The organism is Sinomicrobium halophytocola, assembly GCF_052983395.1.
In genome coordinates, this window is the sequence record NZ_JBRKIT010000048.1 from 209,246 (window position 1) to 231,068 (window position 21,823).

Genomic DNA, 21,823 nt, shown 5'->3' on the forward strand with positions numbered 1-21,823 from the left:
CCTAAAACAGGTTTGGTTCGAGGTTAAAAACCAAAACCCCGGCCTCTTTACGGTCGGGGTTCTGAAAACGTATGTTTAACCACAATTAAATTCTAGCTTTCTTGTTAGGACGGATATACGAGGTATCGTAACCGGAGAATTTCTTCATGTAGTACCGGATAGAAGCCCCGTTAGCATCTTTAAACCCCTTGGCACCGCCGGAACGCAAATAAGCTTTTACATTACCCGGTCCCGCCAGGTGCGCAGCAGCCAGAATTCCTGACTCGGTAATATAAAGACCGCCTATATTTCTTCCTACACATCTTTGTATATCCCTTCGAAGCACCCATTTATTTCTTGCCGTATTGGCTATAAAAGCACGCTCCTGCAATTCGGGATCATTCAGAAAATCGGAAGAATTATGTATTCCGATAAGTTTAAGGGTAGAAGTCCCAAACTGGTACTTTCCCATATATCCGAGATGATTGGTAACGAAATAATTTCCTCTGGATTCTTTGAAGCCCAAAGCTTCTTTAAAGCCTACAAAAGATTTTCCCAGAAAGGGAGGATTGATAACACTTAACGGTTCGTCTACTGTAGGAACTGTAGATAATAACGGTCCGTTTACTCTGTACCTGCTATTGATCTCCACTTTCTTTGTTGACGTAAAACCTAAACTAATAAAGGTTAAAAGAATAATTAAAACTATATATTTCAGTATATTCTTTCCCATCGAATTTTATTTCTTCGAGCCTTACGAGGCCGGGTTAAATCCCGGATCATCACTGTGAAGGTGATCAAAACCTCCGCTCGAAATTAGCGAGTGCAAATATACAACTTTTTTATTAACCTGTAAATCAAAGTGTTAAATTGTTCTAAAAATTTATTTTCCCTTTTTCAGCAGCTTATTCTATTAAATATACAACAAAATCCCTTACCCCGGAACTTTTTTATCTATGCACCCTTTGTTTGTTCAGCCAGTTCACATATTCCCTTTTATTGGCATTATGTTGTGTCAGTGTTTTGGAAAATTTATGATACCCGGGCTGGTTTATATTCGCTACAAAATAATAGTAATCGTGTTTTTCCGGGTTGAGAACTGCATCTATTGAAGAGATATCGGGCATGGCTATGGGGCCTGGGGGTAATCCGGCATATTTATAAGTATTATACGGCGAGTCTATTTCCAGGTCTTTATACAATACCCTTTTTATCACGGTATCATAATCTCCCGTATGTTTTTTTAGCGCATATATAACCGTAGGATCGGCCTGCAGCAGTATATTTTTGTGAAGTCTGTTCAGATATACGCCGGCCACTCTTGGTCTCTCATCTGCTTTAGCCGTTTCTTTCTGTACGATAGAGGCCAGAGTTATCACATCTTCCTTAGAGAGATTTTGTGCCCTCGCACGAGCAAGGCGTTCTTCGTTCCAGAACCTGTGATATTCTTTCAGCATCCTTTGTCTGAACTCTTCTGCCGAGGTGTTCCAGAAAAATTCGTAACTATTGGGTATATAAAGTCCTAAGGCCTGGTCTTCCGTAAACTGAATACTGTCCAGAAAAATCTTGTCCCTGAATGTTTCTACCAATTCCACACTATCAGCTTCCAGCTGTGCAGCTATCCTCCCCGCAAGTTTTTCCAGGGTTTCCTGGTTATTAAAAGATATATTAACCGGTGTATTCCTACTGCGAAGGGTATTTACAATATCGTTATTGCTCATCCCTTTTTTTATGACATATTTTCCCGCCACAGGATTGGTTACATATCCTTTTCTTTCCGCCACTTTTTCAAAAGTCCGGATGTTTTTTAACAATGGTTCCAGCTGTTCCCTGACTTCCGGAAAATTCGCACCGGTAGAGACATAAACATAGGCCTCATCATTATTAAAACCGGTATTCGGGGCAAAAATGGCCGTATAAATGCGATATACAAATACCAGGCCCAGAACAACTCCCAGGAGTAAAACAGCTACGATTATTTTTCGTATATACATGGGTATTATTTCGTTTGGATCGTACCGGAGCCCAATGCTCCGGTCTTATTTATGAATTATTGATTCTCTGATATAAAATTTCGTCCTTAAACACACCTCCGGTAAAATTCCAGTCTTTTTTGATTCCCACCTCTTTAAAACCGAGATTGGAGAACAATTTAATACTGGCCGTATTATCTTCTGCTATATTGGCATATAACTGATGGATCCCCAAATGCGTAAAAGCGTAATCTGCGAGTAGTTGCAGCGCCTCGGTACCGATACCTTTATTCCTTCGTGCAGTTTCCAGTACCACAATCCCCACTCCTGCCCGCTTGTTCTTCGGACAGAAATCAAAAAGGTCTATAAATCCCAGAAGTTTATGATCAAAATCTGCTATGGCAAGACGTAACTGTTTTACTTCATATATATCCTTATGGCTATTCTTAAGATATTCCTTAAGGATATAGCGGGAATATGGCACCTGTGTTTCGCTTACTTCCCATATGGTTTCATCGTTCTCCAGCAGGTACAGGAAGTCCAGGTCTTCCGGTTCAAGCGCCCTCAAAAAAATATTTTTACCGGTAAGTGTCATCATAATTTATTTCCGATTTGTTCATAACACTGTTCCCAAAGAATTTTTGATATCTCTTCTATAGTACATCTACTTCTCCCTGAAACACTCTCGTTGCAGGGCCTTCAAGGTGCACGTTCTTATACTTTCCGTCCCGTTCTTCGAAAGAGACGGTCAGAATCCCCCCGGGAGTATCCAGCCTTATGGTAGTTCCACTCGCTTTACCCGTACGGTGCATGGCAATGGCCACTGCGGTCACACCTGTTCCGCAGGATAAGGTTTCGTCCTCTACTCCCCTTTCATACGTCCTTACCTTAAACACATTATCTCCTGACGGACTTACAAAATTAATATTACTTCCTCCTTTTCCGTATTTACCGTAACGCAACTTCTCCCCGTTGGTCTTAACATCAAAATTATCGATATCTTTTACCTCCTGTACATGATGCGGGGAACCGGTGTTGAGGAAAACGTAATTATCAAAAACTTCAATAGTATCCACATCAGACATCTGCAGGCATACCCTATCCCCTTTTATGACAGCACGATGCATTCCGTCAACCGCAACAAAGTCCGTGTTCTCACTGGCAATTCCGAGAAAACCGGCAAAAGCCACAATACATCTACCCCCGTTTCCACACATCGTACTTTCTCCTCCGTCCGCATTGTAGTAGACCATCCGGAAATCGGCATTCTTGTCATTTTCAAGTAGAATCAAACCGTCAGCACCTATGCCAAATTTTCGGTCACAAAGCCTGGCAACCAGTTTGGTATCATTTTTGGGAAATTGTTGTTGACGATTATCGATCATTACAAAATCGTTTCCCGTTCCCTGATATTTATGAAATATAAAGTGCATTCGTTTTGGTTTAAGTCGATCGTCCGACGGTTTTTCAATTATGGCAAATATACAATTTAACAGTTATTATGTGCCTGTTAAACTGCCGTTAAAGTTGAAATGTTAAAATAATAAACGCTTAAATTTGAATGTTAAATTTCCGTTCCGGGGCATCTGCCTTGTAGTGGTAAAAGAACGAAAAATACTTGATTACTCCGGCAAAGAGCCTTGTGTCGTGACAAAACAACCGGCAAGGGCCGGGAAATCCCGAAAGCCCTTCTCTTATACCGGGTGGCAAAAACAAAAATTATTTAACAACATTTGATAAATCATAAAAATTAAAACCTATGAAAAAGTTTATCGGTTTACTTATGGTATCTGTCCTGGGAGGACTTCTTACTCTGGGAATGTACAAGACTTTTTTCGAAAAAGACCCGGTAATTGTCGAGCATAAAGACAATACCCCCAATTTTGTAACAGCAAGTTATCACCCGTCTTCACTGGCTGCGGCAGCCGCGGAAACCACAGACTTTACGGGAGCCGCAGAAAAAACAATTCATGCCGTAGTACACGTCACCAATAAAATAACCAGTAAAGGCCCCGCCAGTCTCCAGGATCTTTTCTTCGGAAATGACAGGGAACGCACACAGGTGGGTACCGGGTCCGGGGTTATCATCTCACCCGATGGCTATATCGTGACCAACAATCACGTTATTGACGGCACCAGTGAATTATCTGTGACACTCAACAATAATAAAACATATACTGCCGAACTTATAGGCTCTGACCCTTCTACGGATATAGCGCTTATTAAGGTAAATACGGAAGATGAACTGCCTTACCTGGCTTTCGGGAATTCGGATAATGCCAGGGTCGGGGAATGGGTACTTGCCGTAGGAAACCCCTTTAACCTTACTTCTACCGTAACCGCAGGTATTATCAGTGCCAAATCCAGGGATCTCAGTGGTAGCAACAGCCAGTCCTTTATTCAGACTGATGCTGCCGTAAACCCCGGAAACAGCGGAGGTGCCCTGGTAAATACCAATGGTGACCTCATAGGTATCAATACCGCTATTACATCACGAACCGGCACCTACATTGGTTACGCCTTTGCCGTACCCAGTAATATAGCCAAAAAAGTGGTGGAAGACCTGCTGGAATACGGTAATGTACAAAAAGGGCTTTTAGGAGTTTCCATACTCCCGAAAAACACCCCTTATGCCCTGGAAAACGGACTTAACGATATCGAAGGGCTGTATATAGCCGGCGTGGAAGAAGAATCCGGAGCGGAAAAAGCAGGAATCCGGAAGGGAGATGTTATAAAAAGCGTGGACAACATAAAGGTGACCAAATTTGCCGACCTGACCGGGTATCTCAATGCCAAGCGTCCCGGTGATATTATTAAGGTTGCCATAGACAGGGAAGGTGATATTAAAACCATTCCGGTGACCTTGAGCAAGGTTAACACATACACGTTGAACGAACTGGGAATGCAGATAAAAAACATTTCCGATAAGGACAAGAAAAAATTCAGGATAAAAGGTGGGGTGAAGATCACCCGTACTGCTCCTTACCTGAACAATGCTAACCTGGAAGGGCGAATACTCGTAGGGATAAACAGCAAGGAAATACACAATGTTGAAGATGCCAAACGGATCGCATCCGAGATCAATCCGAATGAAAGAAACGTTATGATCATCCTTAACGAAAAAGGGGAAGCGGAACGTTACCTGTTTTAATCAATGACACATTTAGAAGAAACGGAATAAAGTAAAAATCCCGGGTTTCTGCACAATTGAAACCCGGGATTTTTTATTTCCTATATAAAATACAGCTCTTAGATTTTAATTATTTAACTCAAAATCATTCTATTACATCCAGTTTAGCAAAGCGCAGAAGTAATTTTTTCAACTCCCCGTTATCGAATTTTATTTCCGCTTTCCGGTCGTTTCCGGCTCCTTCGAGTTTAATGACCTGGCCATTGCCGAAACGGGAATGGGCTACCCTGCTTCCTACGGAAAGATCGGAAGAGGCCGCGTTTCCATTCCCCACGGGGCTACCCAGATCAGGCTTAATTTTTCGCAGCTTTCGAAGTTGATTTTCCGAAGGCCCTCTTTTATCCGGAGGCGTGCTGCCTACCGGTTTGTTAAGTCTTAGCTTGCTCTTGTCTACATCCCCGAAAATATCCGCATCGATCATCGGCTTATACCGGTAAGAAGAATCCATCGGCGGAGTAAGGTATTCCAGGAATTTCTCCTCGATCTCTTCTATAAACCTGCTCGGTTCGGCATCGATGAGTTTCCCCCAGCGATAACGGCTCTGGGTATACGTCAGGTAGGCCTGTTTTTCTGCCCTGGTAAGTGCTACGTAAAACAGGCGTCTTTCTTCTTCGAGTTCGCTCCGGGTATTCATACTCATAGCTGACGGGAAAAGGTCTTCTTCCATGCCTACGATATACACATAAGGGAACTCCAGTCCCTTTGCCAGGTGTATCGTCATCAGGGCCACCCGGTCATCGTCCGACGTATCATTGTCCAGGTCCGTAGCCAGGGCCACATCCTCCAGGAATTCAGAAATAGACCCTGTAGCACCGTCTATTTCCTGTTGTCCCTCCACGAAATCCCGGATACCGTTCAGCAATTCCTCCACATTCTCCATGCGGGCTATCCCTTCGGGAGTACCGTCCTTTTTAAATTCGAGCAATATCCCGGTTTTCTTGGCCACGTGTTCGGAAAGCACAAAGGCATCCGCACTCTGGGCGGTAACCTGGAAACTTTTTATCATGGTCACAAAATCTTCCAGTTTCCTGCGGGTCCCGGCATTGATCTTCAGGTCTATCTTGTCGAGGTGTTCCATCACTTCAAAGACAGATCGTTTGTAGTGATTGGCAGCTACGGTGAGTTTTTCCAGCGTGGTCTGCCCTATTCCCCTTGCCGGGAAATTGATCACCCTGTTCAATGCTTCTTCATCCTTAGGGTTTATCACCAGGCGAAGGTATGAGAGTACGTCTTTAATTTCCTTCCGCTGATAAAAAGACAGGCCACCGTAAATACGGTACGGAATATCGCGTTTGCGCAAAGCATCTTCTATGGCCCTTGACTGGGAGTTTGTCCGGTATAAAACCGCAAACTGGTTATTCGCGAGTTGATGCTGCATTTTGATCTCAAAAATCGATCCTGCTACAAACCTGCCTTCTTCGGCATCCGTAATGCTCCTGTTTACTTTGATCTTCCCTCCTTCTTCATTGGCGGTCCATACTACCTTATCCAGCCTCGTTTTGTTCTTTTCGATCACGGAGTTGGCAGCTTCCACTATATTTTTTGTAGAGCGATAGTTTTGTTCCAGCCTGTAGACCTTTACATCGTCATAATCGCGCTGGAAGTTCATAATATTGTTGATGTTCGCCCCGCGAAACGCATATATACTCTGTGCATCGTCCCCTACTACACAAATATTCTGGAATTTGTCACTTAAAGCCCTTACGATAAGGTACTGGGAATGGTTGGTATCCTGGTACTCATCCACCAGGATATAGCGGAACCGTTCCTGGTATTTGGCCAGTACTTCCGGAAAACGGGTAAGCAGTTCATTGGTTTTCAGTAACAGGTCGTCAAAATCCATTGCACCTGCCTTAAAGCAACGCTCTACATAAGCTGCGTAAATATCTCCCATCCTCGGCCTTTTGGCCATAGCATCGGCCTCAACCAGGTCCGGGTTATTAAAATAAGCTTTTACGGTTATCAGGCTGTTCTTATAAGATGATATACGGCTTTGTACCTGTTTGTATTTATACACATCCTTATCCAGTCCCATTTCCTTGATAATGGCATTGATGAGACGTTGGGAATCCTGTGTATCGTAAATGGTAAAATTGCTGGGATATCCTAATTTGTCCGCTTCAAAACGAAGTATTTTTGCAAATATGGAATGGAAGGTTCCCATCCATAGATTTTTAGCCTCGCTATTCCCCACAATATCGGCAATCCGTTTCTTCATCTCGCGCGCAGCCTTATTGGTAAAGGTGAGGGACAATATATTAAACGCATCCACACCCTTACTCATCAGGTATGCTATCCGGTATGTAAGCACCCTTGTTTTACCCGATCCAGCTCCGGCAATAACCATCAAAGGGCCTTCCACGTGAAGTACGGGCGCCCGCTGTGCTTCATTTAGTTCCTGTAAGTACTTTTCCACTATTGTTCGATCTTTTTCGAATGCATATGTCCGGTCGCAGTTTCTCTTCCCTTCCGGCTGTTACCGTAGAAATAATAAGACCGTTACCACCCGGAACGGATGGAATGACCATGTTGAAAATCAAAGCGTGAAATTAATTATTATCCCCTTATTATGAAACTATTTTGTGTTCTTTTACGGAATAACAATAAATAAGAGAAGCCAGATTTCCTGTTTCATAGGAAAAACGGGGAATGGAACCGAACTTTATTCGTTTCATAAAGAGTTAAAACCATGCGCTTAAGTGCTTTTGGTCATGGGGATTGCTCTAGCTTCTGAAAAGATATGATCCGGGTTAATATTGTTGAGTTACTTCTTTATTCAGACAACACTGTAAAATTTAATAACTTAATCAACTCATTGCAATATCTAAACCACTTCCAGATCCACCGGTAGTTTATGTATCCGTTTGCCTGTAATTTTATAGATTGCATTGCATAAGGCAGGGATAAAAGGAGGCACGGGAGGTTCTCCTACCCCGGTAGGTTTGGCATCGCTTTCTATGATATCCACATGGATTTTTTGTGGGGATTGTGGCATACGAACGATCTGGTAGCTATCGAAATTATCCTGGACTACCTGTCCGTCCTTAACGGTAATGGCACTGTTTAGCGCCAGGCTGGCGGCAAACTGAGAACCCCCTTCGAACTGGGAACGGATCCGGTCGGTATTTACAGCCTGACCGCAATCCAGTGCATAGTGTACATTGGGTATGGTTATATTATTGCGATCATCTATAGCGACTTCTACCACGCAGGCTACATAGGTAAGAAAACTGCGGTGTACGGCAAACCCCAGGGCACGGCCTTCCGGCATTTCCCCGCCCCAGCCGGATTTTTCGGCTACGCGTTCGATCACCCTTCGCAATCTCCCGGTTTCCCAGGGATAATCCTCTATATTTTCTCCGTAATTACCATATTCTCCCTGTGGCATTTCTTCGTTAAATGTAATACTGCGGTCCTCTCCCAACATATCCAGGGCATTAGCTACGGGGTCCATTTTCCGGGCCTCGGCAATTTCATCGAGCATACTTCCCGAGGCAAACACATGGTGGATGTTACTTACCGAACGCAGCCATCCTATACGCACATGCGCTTTGGCATCGTGGGTCTCTACACGTATGGAAGGTACTTCATAGGGAAAATCCACGCATCCGAGCCCCATTTCTCCGTCCGAGGGCTGTACGGCACCGGCATCGGAAGTAGAACTTATGGATGGAAAGGTGGAGTGATGGTTCCAACCGCTTACTTTATTGTCCTTATCTATAACCGCCCGTATCCGCTGTGCGCTCTGGGCGTGATAAAAATCATGCTGAACATCATCTTCCCTTGTCCACTGAACTTTTACCGGGAACCCGGACTTTTGAGAGAGCAAAGCTGCTTCCACAATAAAATCCGGTTTGGATTTACGGCCGAAACCTCCTCCTATAAGAGTTACATTAACTGTTACGTCTTTTACGTCCAGTCCCAAAGCATCCGCAACGGATTCCCTTGCCCATTGCGGGTGTTGTGAAGGCGCCCATATTTCACATTTGCCATCTTTCATCCTGGCCAAAGCAGCAGGGGGTTCTATGGTTCCGTGGGCATAAAACGGCGCCAGGTATGTTTTTTCTATAACCTTAGAAGCGTTTTTGAGGGTCTTGTCAAAATCTCCCCTTTCCCTTCTTACGGTGCCTTTTTCCTTAGTTTTTTCCAGCAGTTCCTGCTGTTGTTTATCCGAATCGTAACCGGCATTCGGTCCGAGATCCCATTCGATCTCCAGGGCTTTTTTTCCCTTGATTGCTGCCCATGTATTTTCGGCAATCACTGCCACGCCACTCAGGGGTTTATTCAACTGCGGGGGTATTCCGGCTCCTTCGATAGTATGTACCTGCAGGACACCTTCGATAGCCAAAGCCGCCTTATCATTGACGGATTTCACCTTACCTCCGACAACCGGACAGCGCTGAATAACCGCTATTTTCATTTCCGGTACTTTGGTATCCGTACCATAGACCGCTTTACCGGTAACGATATCCTGAAGATCTATGATCGGGGTATCTTTTCCTATCATCTTAAATTCCGAAGGATCTTTTAATGTGATTTCTTCCGGCTTGGGCATAGGTAATGTAGCTGCGAGATCAACCAATTCTCCGAACTCTACGGATTTTCCTGAAGATCTGTGGATCACTTTACCGTTCTCGGTATCGCATTCGCTTTCGTCTACTTCCCACTTCCCGGCAGCAGCACGGATGAGCAGTAATTTTGCTATTGCCCCGGCTTCGCGCATGGGTTTATAGAACATCCGTACGGAAAATGATCCGTCGGTATTCTGGTTACCGTACTTCTCTTCGTCTCCTACGGCCTGAACGATCTCGGCTTTTTCCCAGTCCGCTCCCAACTCATCGGCTACGATAAGCGGCAGGGAGGTACGAATCCCTTGTCCCATTTCGGAACGGTGCGCCGTTATAATTACTTTTCCGTCAGAAGTGATCGTCAGATAAACATTGGCTTTAAGTTCCGTTATTTCTCCTCCCTTTTTACGATCGGAACAACTGAAATTAACGCCGAGTATCAACCCTGTGGCAGCGAGCGAGCTGAGTTTGAGAAAATCCCTCCTTCCCGGCTTATATATAATTGTGGTTTCTTTATCTTTTTCCGGGGATACAGGTACAGATGGTTTCATAAAGCTGGTATTTTAAAGGGGATTATTTTTCCGAAGCGGTATGTATGGCCGCTTTTATCCTGTTGTACGTACCACAACGGCAGAGATTACCCTGCATGGCACTGTCTATTTCTTCATCGGACGGCGACGGATTTTCCCGGAGGAGGGCTGCAGCCGACATGATCTGCCCGGTCTGGCAATACCCGCACTGGGGAACGACATGCTCCGCCCAGGCTTCTTGTAAGGGATGATCTCCGTTTTCCGACAATCCTTCTATAGTGGTAATCTCGGCGGACTGCACCGCAGAAACGGGAAGACTGCACGATCTTGTAGCAACGCCGTCGAAATGCACCGTACAGGCTCCACATAAAGCCTTTCCGCACCCGAATTTTGTGCCTTTCATATCCAGTATATCCCGTAATACCCACAATAAAGGCATATCGGGCATTGCATCTATCTGGTGTTCCACACCGTTAATCCGAATGGTATATTGTGCCATAACTTTTAAAGTTTGAAGTTGAAACTGATAAACCTGAACAGTTTAAAATTAATTATAAAATGTCAGTTACAGTAAACTGTATTGCAAATTTTAAGCAGGGACACAGCTATTTATACTTGTTCAAAATAAATAAGGAAAAGGAAGAATACGGGAATTGTTCGGGTTTTCTTCTTTATAGAGAAATCTCAATTATTGACTTTCCACTGATAACCTTCGTCTTCAAACAGTTCTTTTCCCCATACGGGAAGTTCCGCTTTAATTCGTTCGACAATTTCATTACAGGCTTCGGTGGCTGCTTTCCGGTGTGGGGAAGACGTAAATACAAAGAGACATATTTCTCCGGTCTTTACCGGCCCCAGGCTGTGGTAGACATGCATACAGGTAATGGGATATTTTTCGAAGGCCGACTCTCTTATTTCGTGCATTTTTTCGAGGGCCATTTCTTCATAAGCGGTGTATTCGATAGCAGTCACCTTTTTTCCTTCTGCTTCATCAGCCCGGACTTGTCCCAGGAAAATGCTATGAGCTCCGATTTCGGTCTTACTACTGTGTTTTGCTATGCTTTCTCCTATAAAGGACGCGGGAATGGCTCCTTGTCTGAATATATTTTTAGGGGTACGTTTCATTTGGGTGTTATCGCGTTTATTATAAGGTAAGGTACTCGGACATTTGGTGTTTTTCATCCTCCGGAGAACGGGGGAAGAAGACACACTTCACTTCCATCTGCCAACAGGGTATTCTCCCGGACAATTTCTTTATCTATGGCTATGAGATATTTCATACGTTTTAATACCGGGTATTTTTCTTCCAGTTTCCGGACCATGGTATCCGTATCCGGAATATCCTTCATTTGCACGAAAGAGTCCCCGAAAATGTCTGTCAACTGTCCGAAAACCAAGATCTTCATTCTGTGTTTTTTAGGATTAAGCTATTATTTTTATTTTACGTTTCCCGGACATGCCGGTATTAAAATTTTACTGATATTAGCCGTATACAGGCAATAAATGCACTTCTACCGTTTCTCCCTTTTCATATTCCTTCGCACTTTCTCCCAACCGTATCAGACAATTGGCACGGGCAAAAGACCCCATTCTGAATGATTCCTGACCGGAAAGCGGAGTTACTTCTCCATTGACATAGACTCCTTTTAAAAACTGTGTCAATGCATGCTTTTTGGAAATCTTATTACTCAAGGGAGCATTTAGTGCTGCCAGTTGTTTATCCTTCCCGGAAAGTTTTTGCAAAGCCGTCCATACATATTCATAAAAACAGGTAAGTACGGATGAGGGATTACCCGGTAATCCGAAAACAATTTTTTGTCCTTTGGTCCCGAAATAAAGAGGTTTTCCCGGTCGTTGCCTGAGTTTGTGGAATCTTTGCGTAATACCACACGCTGAAGCTGCCTCCACAACAAAATCATAATCTCCCACACTGACTCCCCCGGTAAGTAATACCACATTATGGCTGTCGATATATTCCCCCAGTGTTGTGGTCAGTTCATCCAGGTCATCCCTGGCGTTGCCAACGGATATCTTTTTCATCCCCATTTCCCGAAGTGCGCCTTTCAGCATAAACGAATTGGATTCGTAAATCTGCCCTTGTTGAAGGGGTTTTCCGGGAGCCTGCAATTCGTTTCCGGTAACAATAACGGCTACGGAAGGCCTGGGATACACTTTTACTTCGGTAATGCCCACTCCGGATAAAAACCCTATTCCGGCCGGGGTAAGGAGAGTACTTTTTGCTAATGCCAGGTCATCTTTCCGTATTTCAGTCCCTTTTTGCCTTATATTGCTCCCTTTTTCCAGATCCGGGTCTTTTATAAAAAGCCTGTCTCCTTCCCGCTCTGTTTTTTCCTGCATAATCACGGTGTCCGCTCCTTCCGGCACCGGAGCACCTGTAAATATACGGACTGCCTTTCCGGAAAACATCCGATATGTTTCAGCCTGACCAGCAGGGATTTCTCCATCTACCCGTAATGCTTCCCTGCTTTTCCAGTCGGCATAAACAATGGCATACCCATCCATAGCCGATTGGTTAAAAGGGGGGATATCGCAGGCTGCATGTACATCTTCGGCAAGAATATGCCCTATAGCTTTGTCCGTATCCATCATTACGGGTGCCAGGTGAGATACATGTTTTTTTATAATTTTTCTGGCTTCGGTTACCGAGATCATTCTGTTCGTTCTATATCCGTTTGATTTTTTATTACAGCTATCCTCCTATACTTATCATGCTCCGGTTATCTATTTTATCCCCGTCCAGTTTTTTAAAATCTTCGTCCATCTGGCCTCCGAGTCCTTTTGCTTTTCGCAATATATTTTTCCGGATCAGCGGCACAAGGTCTTCTCCCCTGCGCAAAGCCGACAAAAGATCGGTTTCCCCTTTGGAGAACAGGCAGTTTTTCATTTTCCCGTCGGCCGTGAGCCTCATACGGTTACAGCCACTGCAAAACGGAGCACTCATGGTACTTATCACGGCAAAAGTTCCTTTATGCCCGGGCACCTGGTATTTTTTAGCTACATCATGAGGGTTGGCCGTCAGTCGCTCAAAACGGTATTCCGTGCCTATAGTCTCCAACATTTCCTCCCAGGTAAACACCTGGTTACTTGTCCACTTATTACCGTTAAAGGGCATAAATTCAATAAAACGGACATGCACCGGGGTGTCTTTGGTCCATTTTACAAAATCTGTTATCTCATTATCATTCAATCCCTTCATCACTACGGCATTAATTTTCACATGGAACCCTCTTTCTATGGCCATGTTTATATTATCCAACGCCAGGCGGAACTGCTTTCTCCTGGTCATCCACAGGAATTTTTCCGTCTTCAGGGTGTCCAGGCTGATGTTCAGCGACTTTACTCCGGCTTTTTCCAGGATATCAATATAACGATGGAGAAGTGTAGCATTGGTAGTCATGGTAAGTGTTACGGGAAGTCGGGATAATCTCATTAATATTTCCCCCACATCCTTTCTGGCCAGGGGCTCTCCCCCGGTCAGCCTTATTTTATTTACCCCCAGCTCAACAAAGGTTTTTGCTACATGCTCTATTTCATCCACCTGCATCAGCCTGGCTTCGGGGGTAAAATCGTATTCTTCGTCGGGCATACAATAGAAGCATCTCAGGTTACATACGTCCGTAAGGGATATCCTGAGATAATCGTGTGTTCTGTTGTATGTGTCTTTTATCATTGAATTTTTTTATAATTTTTTGTCATCCTCTATCCACCTGTGATAGTCTTCCATGGTATCGATATCTATATGTCCTGAGGGAAATTCAACGGTTTCCGTACGATTTTCATATTTACGGATAATCCCTTTTGCTCCCTGTTCCCCGGTCAGATCCCTGAGTTCCGGAAAAACACTTCTGTGAAATACTGCCGGAACACCTTTGTTGTTCTTGTACCAACTGGCTACCACGGCGGCTCCGGTTTCTTCCTGTTTTTTCAACAAGGCTGTCAGAAGTCCCGAATTTACAAAAGGCTGGTCACATAACATAATTAATATCGCCTCTGTTTTGTTTCCGGTCTTTTTTACCAGGTATTCGGTACCCAGCGAAATACCGGAAGCCATACCTTTTTCGTACTCCGGATTCTCCAGGAATATTACTTTATCTCCTTTTATCCCGGACTTTATAATTCCTGCACTGGCACCGAGTATAACTACTATGTGTTCCGTTCCGGTACCAAGTGCTTCGTCTACCGCGTGTTGTAACAGGGTCTTCCCTTTGTACTCCAGCAACTGTTTCGGTTGCCCCAAACGGCTGGAACTTCCGGCGGCAAGGATGATAATGGCATAGGGGTTATTTCTCAAAAGATATGATTTATGTTTGATTTTCCGCCATCAATGTTTCTATAATATCAATAGCGTCCGAAGCCTCCTCCACGCGAGAGTTTATTATGGTCCCGTCCTTATCAATCACCATATACCTAGGCACATAATGTATACTGTAATTATAAACAAAATCTCCCTTAAATCCGCCTTCTGCATATAACTCTGTTCCGAAATCTCCGGGTTGCTTTCGGATATAATCATCCCATGCTTTCTTTGAGTTATCCACGGAGATCATCAACACCTTTACTTCCGGATTATCTTTATATTTCTCAGCCATGGCCATGACTTCCGGCCTTTGTTTTTTACACGGGCCGCACCAGGTTGTCCACACATCAATAAACACAATACTTCCTGAAAAATCGGACAATTTTATGCTTTCACCGTTTATTTGCTCTGCTTCAAAATCATAAGCCATCTCTCCGTTTCGGGTTAACAGGTAGGGTTCCGAAATTTCCCGAAGATCATTATAAAACCTGTTAGACTTTTCCTTTTGTAGTATATCCTTCAATACGGAAACACTGAATTTATCCAGATGTTTTCTCCACGGCCCGGAATGCTCTATCAATTCTTTGACATAACATACTTTATACCAATCCCGTAATTCTTTATTAACGGTATTTTCATTCACATAATCCAGAAACGATCCTATGCTCTCCGGGGCATCTTTTGTTACAAGATATCCTCTCATCAGTTTAAGCAATGCGAGATTATAATATCCTTTAAAAAAGGGAGCATTATGATCTATTCGTTCTGTAAAATCAAAGATAGCATCTCCCGGATCTATATCATTGAAAACAAGTCCGTAATAAAGCAGAAAGTTGTTTACCCTAACAGAGTTGTATAGTTTAATCAAACCTGTTTCTTCCCCGGTAAGCTTATCTGCATAAACGTTAATGACACTATCTCTTTTCAAGCGAAAATCATCCAGTATCTTAACAACGGTATCTTTAGGAGTGTCTTTCCCCATCAAAATATTGAGGTTCTCGTTGAGAAACGGAAGTGTACTACTGGTAATATAATTCAGGAGGGAATCACTTAAATTATTCGTGTGAAGCGTGGAATCATTTTCTATAATGATATCCAGTTCTTTGCCGGGCGTCAAAAGTATATCATAACTTTTCTTATCGTCTTTGGTATATATCCTGGCGGTTACAGGATGTTTTACAACGCTGTTTATATTGACGTGTTTATCTCCGGGAGAAAGAACTGCAAGGTACTTATCTCCTTCGGCGGGCACCTGTGAGATGTATATACTGTCTATTTGTGTATTTCCGGTAACAGAATTAATGACAATACCCTTCGGCCTTTCCCGCTGGCAGGAAAACAGAATCAGGCTTAAAGTAATAATAAATAATACTTTAGGCATTTACATTTATTTTATCCGTTAGTTCTGTGCCTTTACTTTCGTGGATACTTCCTTTGTTATCCCTGAGATATGTTCCCGGTTTCCCGGAAAAAACGGCTTTGATTTCCGAGATTGCGGAAAGTGCTATTTCTTCGGATGTCTCCGCTCCTATGTCCAGTCCCACAGGGCTGAAAACATTTGCCGGAACAGCATCTATTTCCATTCCTTCTTTCCGAAGCTCCTCCAGTATACGTTCCCGTTTTTTTTGTGGTCCGAGCATGCCTATATACGAAATATTCTCCTGCAATAATCTTCTCATCAATATCTTATCGTAATTATAATTATGCGTCATCAATAATACGGCTGTACGGTCGTCTGTTTTTAAGGCATCCAATACTTTTTCCGGCTCACCGATGACAATATTACACGAAGAAAAACGCTGTTTGTTTGCATAATTGGGCCTTCCATCGATGAGGGTTACTTCCCATCCGAGTATATCCGCCATTTCTACCACGGGAAAAATGTCGTTACCCGCCCCAGCAATGAGCAGGGTTATTTCCGGTGGAATATATTGTATGAAAGCGGCTATTTCTCCCTGTTCTGTCTGGTATTTTCTGAAAACAGAATGCCCGTTCTCCAAAACATCCATACTCTCCTGTAACAACGTTGCCTGGGGAAGTGTTCCATCTAATTCGCCGGAGGATCCTCCTTCTTTTAAAAGCAGGCGGGTTCCTTGTATACTATTTCTGTGATCTTCCAGGGAAAAAAGCGTTACCAGAACGGCAGGGTATCTGTCTTTTTGCAGCTTCTTCAAAAATTCTACGGGATTGGGGGACGCGGAGCCGGGCAGGGGTTCGATCAGTACGCGTATGATGCCATTACACCCCAAACCCACTCCCAGAACGGCATCATCTTCGTCCGAGGTATCATAAGTTACTAACATGGGATAATCCTGCATGATGACCAATAGCGACTTACGCAATGCATCTCCTTCCAGGCAGCCCCCACTTATAGCTCCCGTAAGTTCACCGTCTTCGGTAATAAGCATCCGGGCGCCGGGACGGCGATAAGACGATCCTTCAACGTGTACCACCGTGGCCAGGGCAGTTCTTTTTCCTTGTTCTGCTGCCAGGTCGTAGGCTTTTGTTATTTGCCGTATTTCTTTTGATAAACTCAATGATCCGTTTTTTTAATTCACTACAGACGTTCAACAGGAATTCAGTCCTTTGTCATTTCCAACTGTCTTTTTCTTCTTTCTCTTACTGCTTTTGTTATGGTTTCCGCAGCAAAACGGGCTTCTTCTTCGGTTGTAAACCTACCAAGGCTTATACGCAGGGAATTCCCGGCCTGTTCGGCTGACATTCCCATGGCCCGGAGAACATGGGAAGGGGTATGCACATTTCCTGAACATGCGCTTCCCCGGCTCACGGCAATATCCATGGCGAGGGACAATATAAAGCTTTCCCCTTCTATTCCGTCAATGGAGATATTGGTAACGTGCGAAAGCCTGTTACGTGTATTACCGTTAACCGCAATCCCTTCCGTGGCAAGTAATATATCTTCCATTATATTACGAAGCCGTTCCAAATGATCGGTTTCCGTCTCCATCTGCCTGAAAGATATTTCCGCAGCTTTTCCGAATCCTACAATTCCCGGTACGTTTAACGTGCCGCTACGAAGCCCTTTTTCATGTTTTCCTCCGTGGAGCAACGGGGATATTCTTTTCCTGGTCTCTTCGTTCATATACAATGCCCCTACTCCTTTGGGTCCGTATATTTTATGAGATGAAAATGCCAGCAGGTCTATATTGTCTTCCGGAATATTTACCGGAATTTTACCTACGGCCTGGGTAGCATCGCAAACGAAAAGGATACGGTGTTTTTTGGCTATTTCTCCTATTTGTCTTACCGGGTGAATAAGTCCTGTTTCGTTATTGGCGTACATCAATACCACAGCTATGGTTTCCGGCCTGATCTCTCTTTCCAGTTCCTGCAGATCGATATTCCCGAAGGTATCTACTCCCAGATATGTTACCTCACATCCCTTTTTTTCGAGATACCGGCACGTATCCAACACGGCTTCGTGTTCGGTCCGGGAGGTTATGATATGATTTTTACGTGAATTATTTATGTCCGAAATACCTTTTAATGCCAGGTTCAGTGCTTCCGTGGCCCCTGAAGTAAAAACCATACCGGAGGAGGGTGCCCCTATTAGACGAGCTACTTTCCTTCGGGCGAATTCTATCGCTTCATTCGCTTCCCAGCCATAACTGTGATCCCTGCTGGCCGTATTGCCGAAATGTTCTGAAAAATACGGGATCATAGCATCCACAACACCGGGATCGCAAGGAGTGGTAGCATTATAATCGAGATATACGGGCTTTTTGTGCATGTGTTATGGTTTTCCTGATATAAACAAGATCCCGGGTTCTTTCCGGGATACTGCATACAGAGACAATCATAAGATAAGAATATGAATATCCCCTAGCAATATTCGGATTAAACACTATAATAACAGAAAGTTACGAAAATACCGGATTCTATATTTTCTAAATATATAGTTTATTTTCGGCTTAATCAACTCTTACCGTCTTCTGAATACGGAACACAACTACTTTTATCATATTTTTAACACCTTTGCGGAAGTATCTTTGTTAGTATACTTATCCGTTTTCTTCTTCCACTTCCACCTGAAACTCTTCACTATCTGCTTTCATTAATATATCCAACTCCTGCATTTTTTCGCGTATGGCCATAATGTATTCTTCATTGTTCCGGATGCTGGAAAGGTATTTGAGTGTCTTTTCATCATGAATAAAAAAAGTCTTTGCCGCCCTTACGGCTTCGTGTCTTTTATGGCCGAGTATTTTGAGGGCATCTACCCCAAGCCGAAGACTGGTATCCAGGCTTTCCCTGTATATGTGCATCATCCCCGCATTCATCTGGTTATAGGCTTCATTCCGGTCTTTTGCACGGACCAGCAGATAAAGATGTGGAAAATGTTTTTTAACGGTTTCTATAAGGGCCATCCGTTTCTCTTCATCTCCGATAGCTATAATCAAAATTTCCGCTTTGGTAGCTCCGGCAATTTCCAGGAGATCATGCCTTGTAGCATCTCCGAAATAGACTTTAAAGCCTACTTTTCTTAAAAAATCCACATTATCACTGTCGTTATCCAATACGGTAACCGGAATATTATGTGCCTGTAAAAAACGCCCGACCGTATTTCCGAAATGACCATAACCCGCGATAATTACAGGATTCTCTTCTTCCTCTACGTCCGTATAGTCCTCCTTCTTATCTTCTAAACTAACGGCACATAAACGGGTGAGGATAAATTTTTCGTTAAACATCATAAGCAAAGGCGTACAGGCCATGGATATGGCCACAGTGGCCATCATGAGGGAATTTAACTCTTCGGAAATTATCCCTTCTCCCAGGCTGAAGCTGAGCAATACAAAAGCAAATTCCCCTACCTGGGCAAGGCCGAGACTGAAAATAAAGTTTTGCGCATTTCGGATATTGAATATTTTCCCTAGCAGGAGCAGTACAGTTGCTTTAAGGGCAATAACCCCCAGTACCATAGCGGTAATTACCCAGGGTTGCCGGATTACCAGTTGAAAATCGATGGTAGATCCTACGGTCATAAAAAAAAGCCCTAATAGTAATCCTTTAAACGGGTCTATGGCACTTTCTAGCTCATGCCGGTATTCGCTGTTAGCCAGCAGCACTCCTCCCAGGAAAGCTCCCAGGGCGGGACTGAGCCCTACGAGGTGCATAAGAAGGGATATGCCTACAACGAGGAGCAGTACAATGGCGGTAAACATTTCACGCAAACGTGTCCGTGCCATAGCCCGGAATACGGGATATAGCAGGTATTTACCCGCTACGATAATTATGGTTACGGCACCAATTACGGCCAGGGTCTGTCCCCATCCGGGAAGATGCCCTAAGAGTGTTGTGTTTTCGGTAGCGGCACTTCCTCCGTTTAAAGATAATAACGGTAGAATGGCAAGAATAGGAATAATGGCCATGTCCTGGAACAAAAGCACGGCAAATGCGCTCCTCCCCGCCATGGTCTTGTTCCATCCTTTTTCTTCAAGTATCTGAAGCACTATGGCAGTAGACGACATGGATATGATCATCCCCAGGGTAAGGGAAACCTGCCAGGAATATCCGAGCAGGCTACAGATTGTAAAAACCAGCAAGGCCGTGCTGATCAACTGGGCTCCTCCCAATCCTACGATACGGCGCCTCATTCGCCATAAACGCAAAGGTTCGAGTTCCAGACCGATGACAAAAAGCATCATGACCACACCGAATTCGGCAAAATGCATAACATCCTGGCTTTCTTCTCCTACCAGCTTCAGAAAAGACGGTCCGACTATTATCCCGGCAAGCAGGTAACCCAATACGGAACCCAGTTTAAAATACTGGGCTATAGGGACCATAATAACCGCCCCGGCAAGATATATAAAGGCCTGAATAAAAAAAGATTCGTGCATGAGCTACTTGTTGGTTTGTAATTATATCCGTTTTCTTTATTTCCTGGGACTAAGAAACTGTTTAAATTTTATCCCTTCGATAAACTCAGGACATCGCCTTCGGTTCTTTTATATGCCTTTTTGTCCTATACTTTGTCGTGTTTTCTTTGAATAGCCACGGCTATTCGCACCAAATCCGCCTCGTCTGGAACAAAAATCCACTATAATCCCGATAATTATCGGGACCGAAAAGAAATTCTAAATTACAAATAAAAAAGGAAAGATTTCTACCTTTCCTTTTACCTAAAACCAAAGCAGCTACCCGATAGTTATCGGTTGTATTTGCTTTATAATCTCTTTATACTTTATGCGTCCACAAAATCCTGATAGATTATGCTGGTGACTTTCCATATTTCTATAATCTCTCCGCGCATCATGCTCACGTTTACGGGTATTATTTTATGATTATTGGCTATTATATGGACCCGCGCTTTATCATTTTTGTCCTTCTCTATCTGGCCTATGAATATTCCCTGTTGGCGGTTGACCACAATATATGTTTTTCCGGCAACGAAAGCCTCCGCGTTTTCCAACAGTTCCCCGACTACATAGGATATTCCTTTAAAGGTCATGGACGATGACAAATCGGTGGCCTGAAAGGCCCTTGCATTTTCCGCAGAAGAAAACGGAAAACGATATCTGGGCAGACTATCCAAAAAATCCCTGTCCTGTATTTGTGATACATATTGGTATTGTAATTCCCTCGGAACGGCAATAATATCCTTTACCGTATTAGGTTCGAACACATTGTTAGAGAATAATTTATTAAGGTCCAGTTTGTGATGTTTTCCCATGGCAACAAGCCTGCTATAATCCAAGCTGTTCCTCTTTTTCCACGTGGATATGGTATTGGCCCTTACCCCGAGTACGTCGGATAATTCCTTATTCGTTCGAAGGTTCAGAATTTCCTTCAGATTTCTCAAAACTTCCTTAACACTAAGATCCTCTTTGCCCGGGATCACATTGTTTCTTTTTTTTGTCCGGTTGTTTGTTTCCTCTCTCTTCATCTTTTCTATTCATTTAGCACATACTACGCACAGTAACCAATATCATGGGGTGGGGCCATTGTTCGTAGTTTAACGAATATTATTAAATCTTATTTCACTCTACTTCAGATTTTAATCTGCTATAACATTATGTAAAAGTACGTTAACCTCAATTTTGGCTTGATTTTTATGTCTTTTCAGGCTATGTCGTATATTCCGAAAACGTATGCATGTCCCATCATTTTCATAAACAATCAAGCTGTATTATAATGACTGCAAAAAAAAATAAAACCCTTAAAAAAAATATTACTACTGCCAGAATATATTCAAAGGACAAAAGATTATCCTTAAAAAGTGTATTCCGGGAGTTTAAAAT

18 protein-coding genes are annotated in these 21,823 nt (G+C 43.5%); 1 reads left to right on the forward strand and 17 read right to left on the reverse strand.

What is annotated here, in order from left to right:
• Window positions 1-85 precede the first annotated feature (85 nt).
• From ACVBDY_RS21885 to dapF, 4 genes are all read right to left on the reverse strand, one after another.
• Entirely contained in the window at window positions 86-712 is a 627-nt protein-coding gene (locus tag ACVBDY_RS21885) for a peptidoglycan-binding protein LysM (protein ID WP_447177605.1), read from the reverse strand.
• A 217-nt stretch (window positions 713-929) separates the two neighbouring features.
• Window positions 930-1,973, reverse strand: coding sequence for an endolytic transglycosylase MltG (gene mltG, locus ACVBDY_RS21890; RefSeq protein WP_447177606.1), 1,044 nt, complete (start codon window positions 1,971-1,973; stop codon window positions 930-932).
• Between the two features lie 49 nt (window positions 1,974-2,022).
• Window positions 2,023-2,550 carry a GNAT family N-acetyltransferase gene (locus tag ACVBDY_RS21895; RefSeq protein ID WP_447177607.1) on the reverse strand — a complete coding sequence of 176 codons (528 nt, stop codon included), beginning with the start codon at window positions 2,548-2,550 and terminating at the stop codon, window positions 2,023-2,025.
• A 55-nt stretch (window positions 2,551-2,605) separates the two neighbouring features.
• The gene (gene dapF, locus ACVBDY_RS21900) at window positions 2,606-3,385 is read right to left on the reverse strand and encodes a diaminopimelate epimerase (protein WP_447177608.1); all 780 of its coding nucleotides are present in this window, start codon (window positions 3,383-3,385) and stop codon (window positions 2,606-2,608) included.
• A 326-nt stretch (window positions 3,386-3,711) separates the two neighbouring features.
• Here dapF and ACVBDY_RS21905 point away from each other — a divergent pair, with 326 nt between their 5' ends.
• Window positions 3,712-5,103: a trypsin-like peptidase domain-containing protein gene (locus ACVBDY_RS21905; protein WP_447177609.1), complete on the forward strand. Its 1,392-nt coding sequence runs from the start codon at window positions 3,712-3,714 to the stop codon at window positions 5,101-5,103.
• A gap of 124 nt (window positions 5,104-5,227) precedes the next feature.
• Here ACVBDY_RS21905 and ACVBDY_RS21910 read toward each other — a convergent pair whose 3' ends face one another.
• The 13 genes from ACVBDY_RS21910 to ACVBDY_RS21970 form a co-directional block, all read right to left on the reverse strand.
• Window positions 5,228-7,558, reverse strand: a complete 2,331-nt coding sequence (locus tag ACVBDY_RS21910; protein ID WP_447177610.1) for an ATP-dependent helicase — start codon at window positions 7,556-7,558, stop codon at window positions 5,228-5,230.
• Between the two features lie 408 nt (window positions 7,559-7,966).
• Window positions 7,967-10,261 (reverse strand): xanthine dehydrogenase family protein molybdopterin-binding subunit, encoded by a 2,295-nt coding sequence (locus ACVBDY_RS21915; RefSeq protein ID WP_447177611.1) that lies wholly within the window; start codon window positions 10,259-10,261, stop codon window positions 7,967-7,969.
• Window positions 10,262-10,283: 22 nt separating this feature from the next.
• Window positions 10,284-10,739, reverse strand: coding sequence for a (2Fe-2S)-binding protein (locus ACVBDY_RS21920; RefSeq protein ID WP_447177612.1), 456 nt, complete (start codon window positions 10,737-10,739; stop codon window positions 10,284-10,286).
• Window positions 10,740-10,924: 185 nt separating this feature from the next.
• Entirely contained in the window at window positions 10,925-11,365 is a 441-nt protein-coding gene (locus ACVBDY_RS21925; protein ID WP_447177613.1) for a molybdenum cofactor biosynthesis protein MoaE, read from the reverse strand.
• 53 nt (window positions 11,366-11,418) lie between these two features.
• Complete coding sequence (locus tag ACVBDY_RS21930) at window positions 11,419-11,646, reverse strand: MoaD/ThiS family protein (protein ID WP_447177614.1); 228 nt, start codon at window positions 11,644-11,646, stop codon at window positions 11,419-11,421.
• A 76-nt stretch (window positions 11,647-11,722) separates the two neighbouring features.
• A complete protein-coding gene (locus ACVBDY_RS21935; protein WP_447177615.1) occupies window positions 11,723-12,913 on the reverse strand; it encodes a molybdopterin molybdotransferase MoeA in 1,191 nt (396 codons plus the stop codon).
• 37 nt (window positions 12,914-12,950) lie between these two features.
• On the reverse strand, window positions 12,951-13,931 hold the full coding sequence (gene moaA / locus ACVBDY_RS21940) for a GTP 3',8-cyclase MoaA (RefSeq protein WP_447177616.1): 981 nt from the start codon (window positions 13,929-13,931) through the stop codon (window positions 12,951-12,953).
• Between the two features lie 9 nt (window positions 13,932-13,940).
• On the reverse strand, window positions 13,941-14,552 hold the full coding sequence (locus ACVBDY_RS21945) for a nucleotidyltransferase family protein (protein ID WP_447177617.1): 612 nt from the start codon (window positions 14,550-14,552) through the stop codon (window positions 13,941-13,943).
• A gap of 10 nt (window positions 14,553-14,562) precedes the next feature.
• Window positions 14,563-15,939 carry a TlpA family protein disulfide reductase gene (locus tag ACVBDY_RS21950; RefSeq protein ID WP_447177618.1) on the reverse strand — a complete coding sequence of 459 codons (1,377 nt, stop codon included), beginning with the start codon at window positions 15,937-15,939 and terminating at the stop codon, window positions 14,563-14,565.
• The gene (locus tag ACVBDY_RS21955; protein ID WP_447177619.1) at window positions 15,932-17,095 is read right to left on the reverse strand and encodes an XdhC family protein; all 1,164 of its coding nucleotides are present in this window, start codon (window positions 17,093-17,095) and stop codon (window positions 15,932-15,934) included. Before ACVBDY_RS21955 ends, ACVBDY_RS21950 begins: the two co-directional genes overlap by 8 nt.
• 41 nt (window positions 17,096-17,136) lie before the next feature.
• Entirely contained in the window at window positions 17,137-18,309 is a 1,173-nt protein-coding gene (locus tag ACVBDY_RS21960; RefSeq protein ID WP_447177620.1) for a cysteine desulfurase family protein, read from the reverse strand.
• 271 nt (window positions 18,310-18,580) lie between these two features.
• Window positions 18,581-20,422 carry a monovalent cation:proton antiporter-2 (CPA2) family protein gene (locus ACVBDY_RS21965; RefSeq protein WP_447177621.1) on the reverse strand — a complete coding sequence of 614 codons (1,842 nt, stop codon included), beginning with the start codon at window positions 20,420-20,422 and terminating at the stop codon, window positions 18,581-18,583.
• Window positions 20,423-20,766: 344 nt separating this feature from the next.
• Window positions 20,767-21,468, reverse strand: a complete 702-nt coding sequence (locus ACVBDY_RS21970; RefSeq protein ID WP_447177622.1) for a helix-turn-helix domain-containing protein — start codon at window positions 21,466-21,468, stop codon at window positions 20,767-20,769.
• Between the last annotated feature and the right edge of the window lie 355 nt (window positions 21,469-21,823).

Coding starts and splice junctions, on each gene's coding strand:
- ACVBDY_RS21935 (WP_447177615.1), bottom strand. CDS start 12,913: ATGATCTCGGTAACCGAAGCCAGAAAAATTATAAAAAAACATGTATCT.
- ACVBDY_RS21920 (WP_447177612.1), bottom strand. CDS start 10,739: ATGGCACAATATACCATTCGGATTAACGGTGTGGAACACCAGATAGAT.
- ACVBDY_RS21915 (WP_447177611.1), bottom strand. CDS start 10,261: ATGAAACCATCTGTACCTGTATCCCCGGAAAAAGATAAAGAAACCACA.
- ACVBDY_RS21895 (WP_447177607.1), bottom strand. CDS start 2,550: ATGATGACACTTACCGGTAAAAATATTTTTTTGAGGGCGCTTGAACCG.
- dapF (WP_447177608.1), bottom strand. CDS start 3,385: ATGCACTTTATATTTCATAAATATCAGGGAACGGGAAACGATTTTGTA.
- mltG (WP_447177606.1), bottom strand. CDS start 1,973: ATGTATATACGAAAAATAATCGTAGCTGTTTTACTCCTGGGAGTTGTT.
- ACVBDY_RS21965 (WP_447177621.1), bottom strand. CDS start 20,422: ATGCACGAATCTTTTTTTATTCAGGCCTTTATATATCTTGCCGGGGCG.
- ACVBDY_RS21885 (WP_447177605.1), bottom strand. CDS start 712: ATGGGAAAGAATATACTGAAATATATAGTTTTAATTATTCTTTTAACC.
- ACVBDY_RS21930 (WP_447177614.1), bottom strand. CDS start 11,646: ATGAAGATCTTGGTTTTCGGACAGTTGACAGACATTTTCGGGGACTCT.
- ACVBDY_RS21925 (WP_447177613.1), bottom strand. CDS start 11,365: ATGAAACGTACCCCTAAAAATATATTCAGACAAGGAGCCATTCCCGCG.
- ACVBDY_RS21905 (WP_447177609.1), top strand. CDS start 3,712: ATGAAAAAGTTTATCGGTTTACTTATGGTATCTGTCCTGGGAGGACTT.
- ACVBDY_RS21960 (WP_447177620.1), bottom strand. CDS start 18,309: ATGCACAAAAAGCCCGTATATCTCGATTATAATGCTACCACTCCTTGC.
- moaA (WP_447177616.1), bottom strand. CDS start 13,931: ATGATAAAAGACACATACAACAGAACACACGATTATCTCAGGATATCC.
- ACVBDY_RS21950 (WP_447177618.1), bottom strand. CDS start 15,939: ATGCCTAAAGTATTATTTATTATTACTTTAAGCCTGATTCTGTTTTCC.
- ACVBDY_RS21970 (WP_447177622.1), bottom strand. CDS start 21,468: ATGAAGAGAGAGGAAACAAACAACCGGACAAAAAAAAGAAACAATGTG.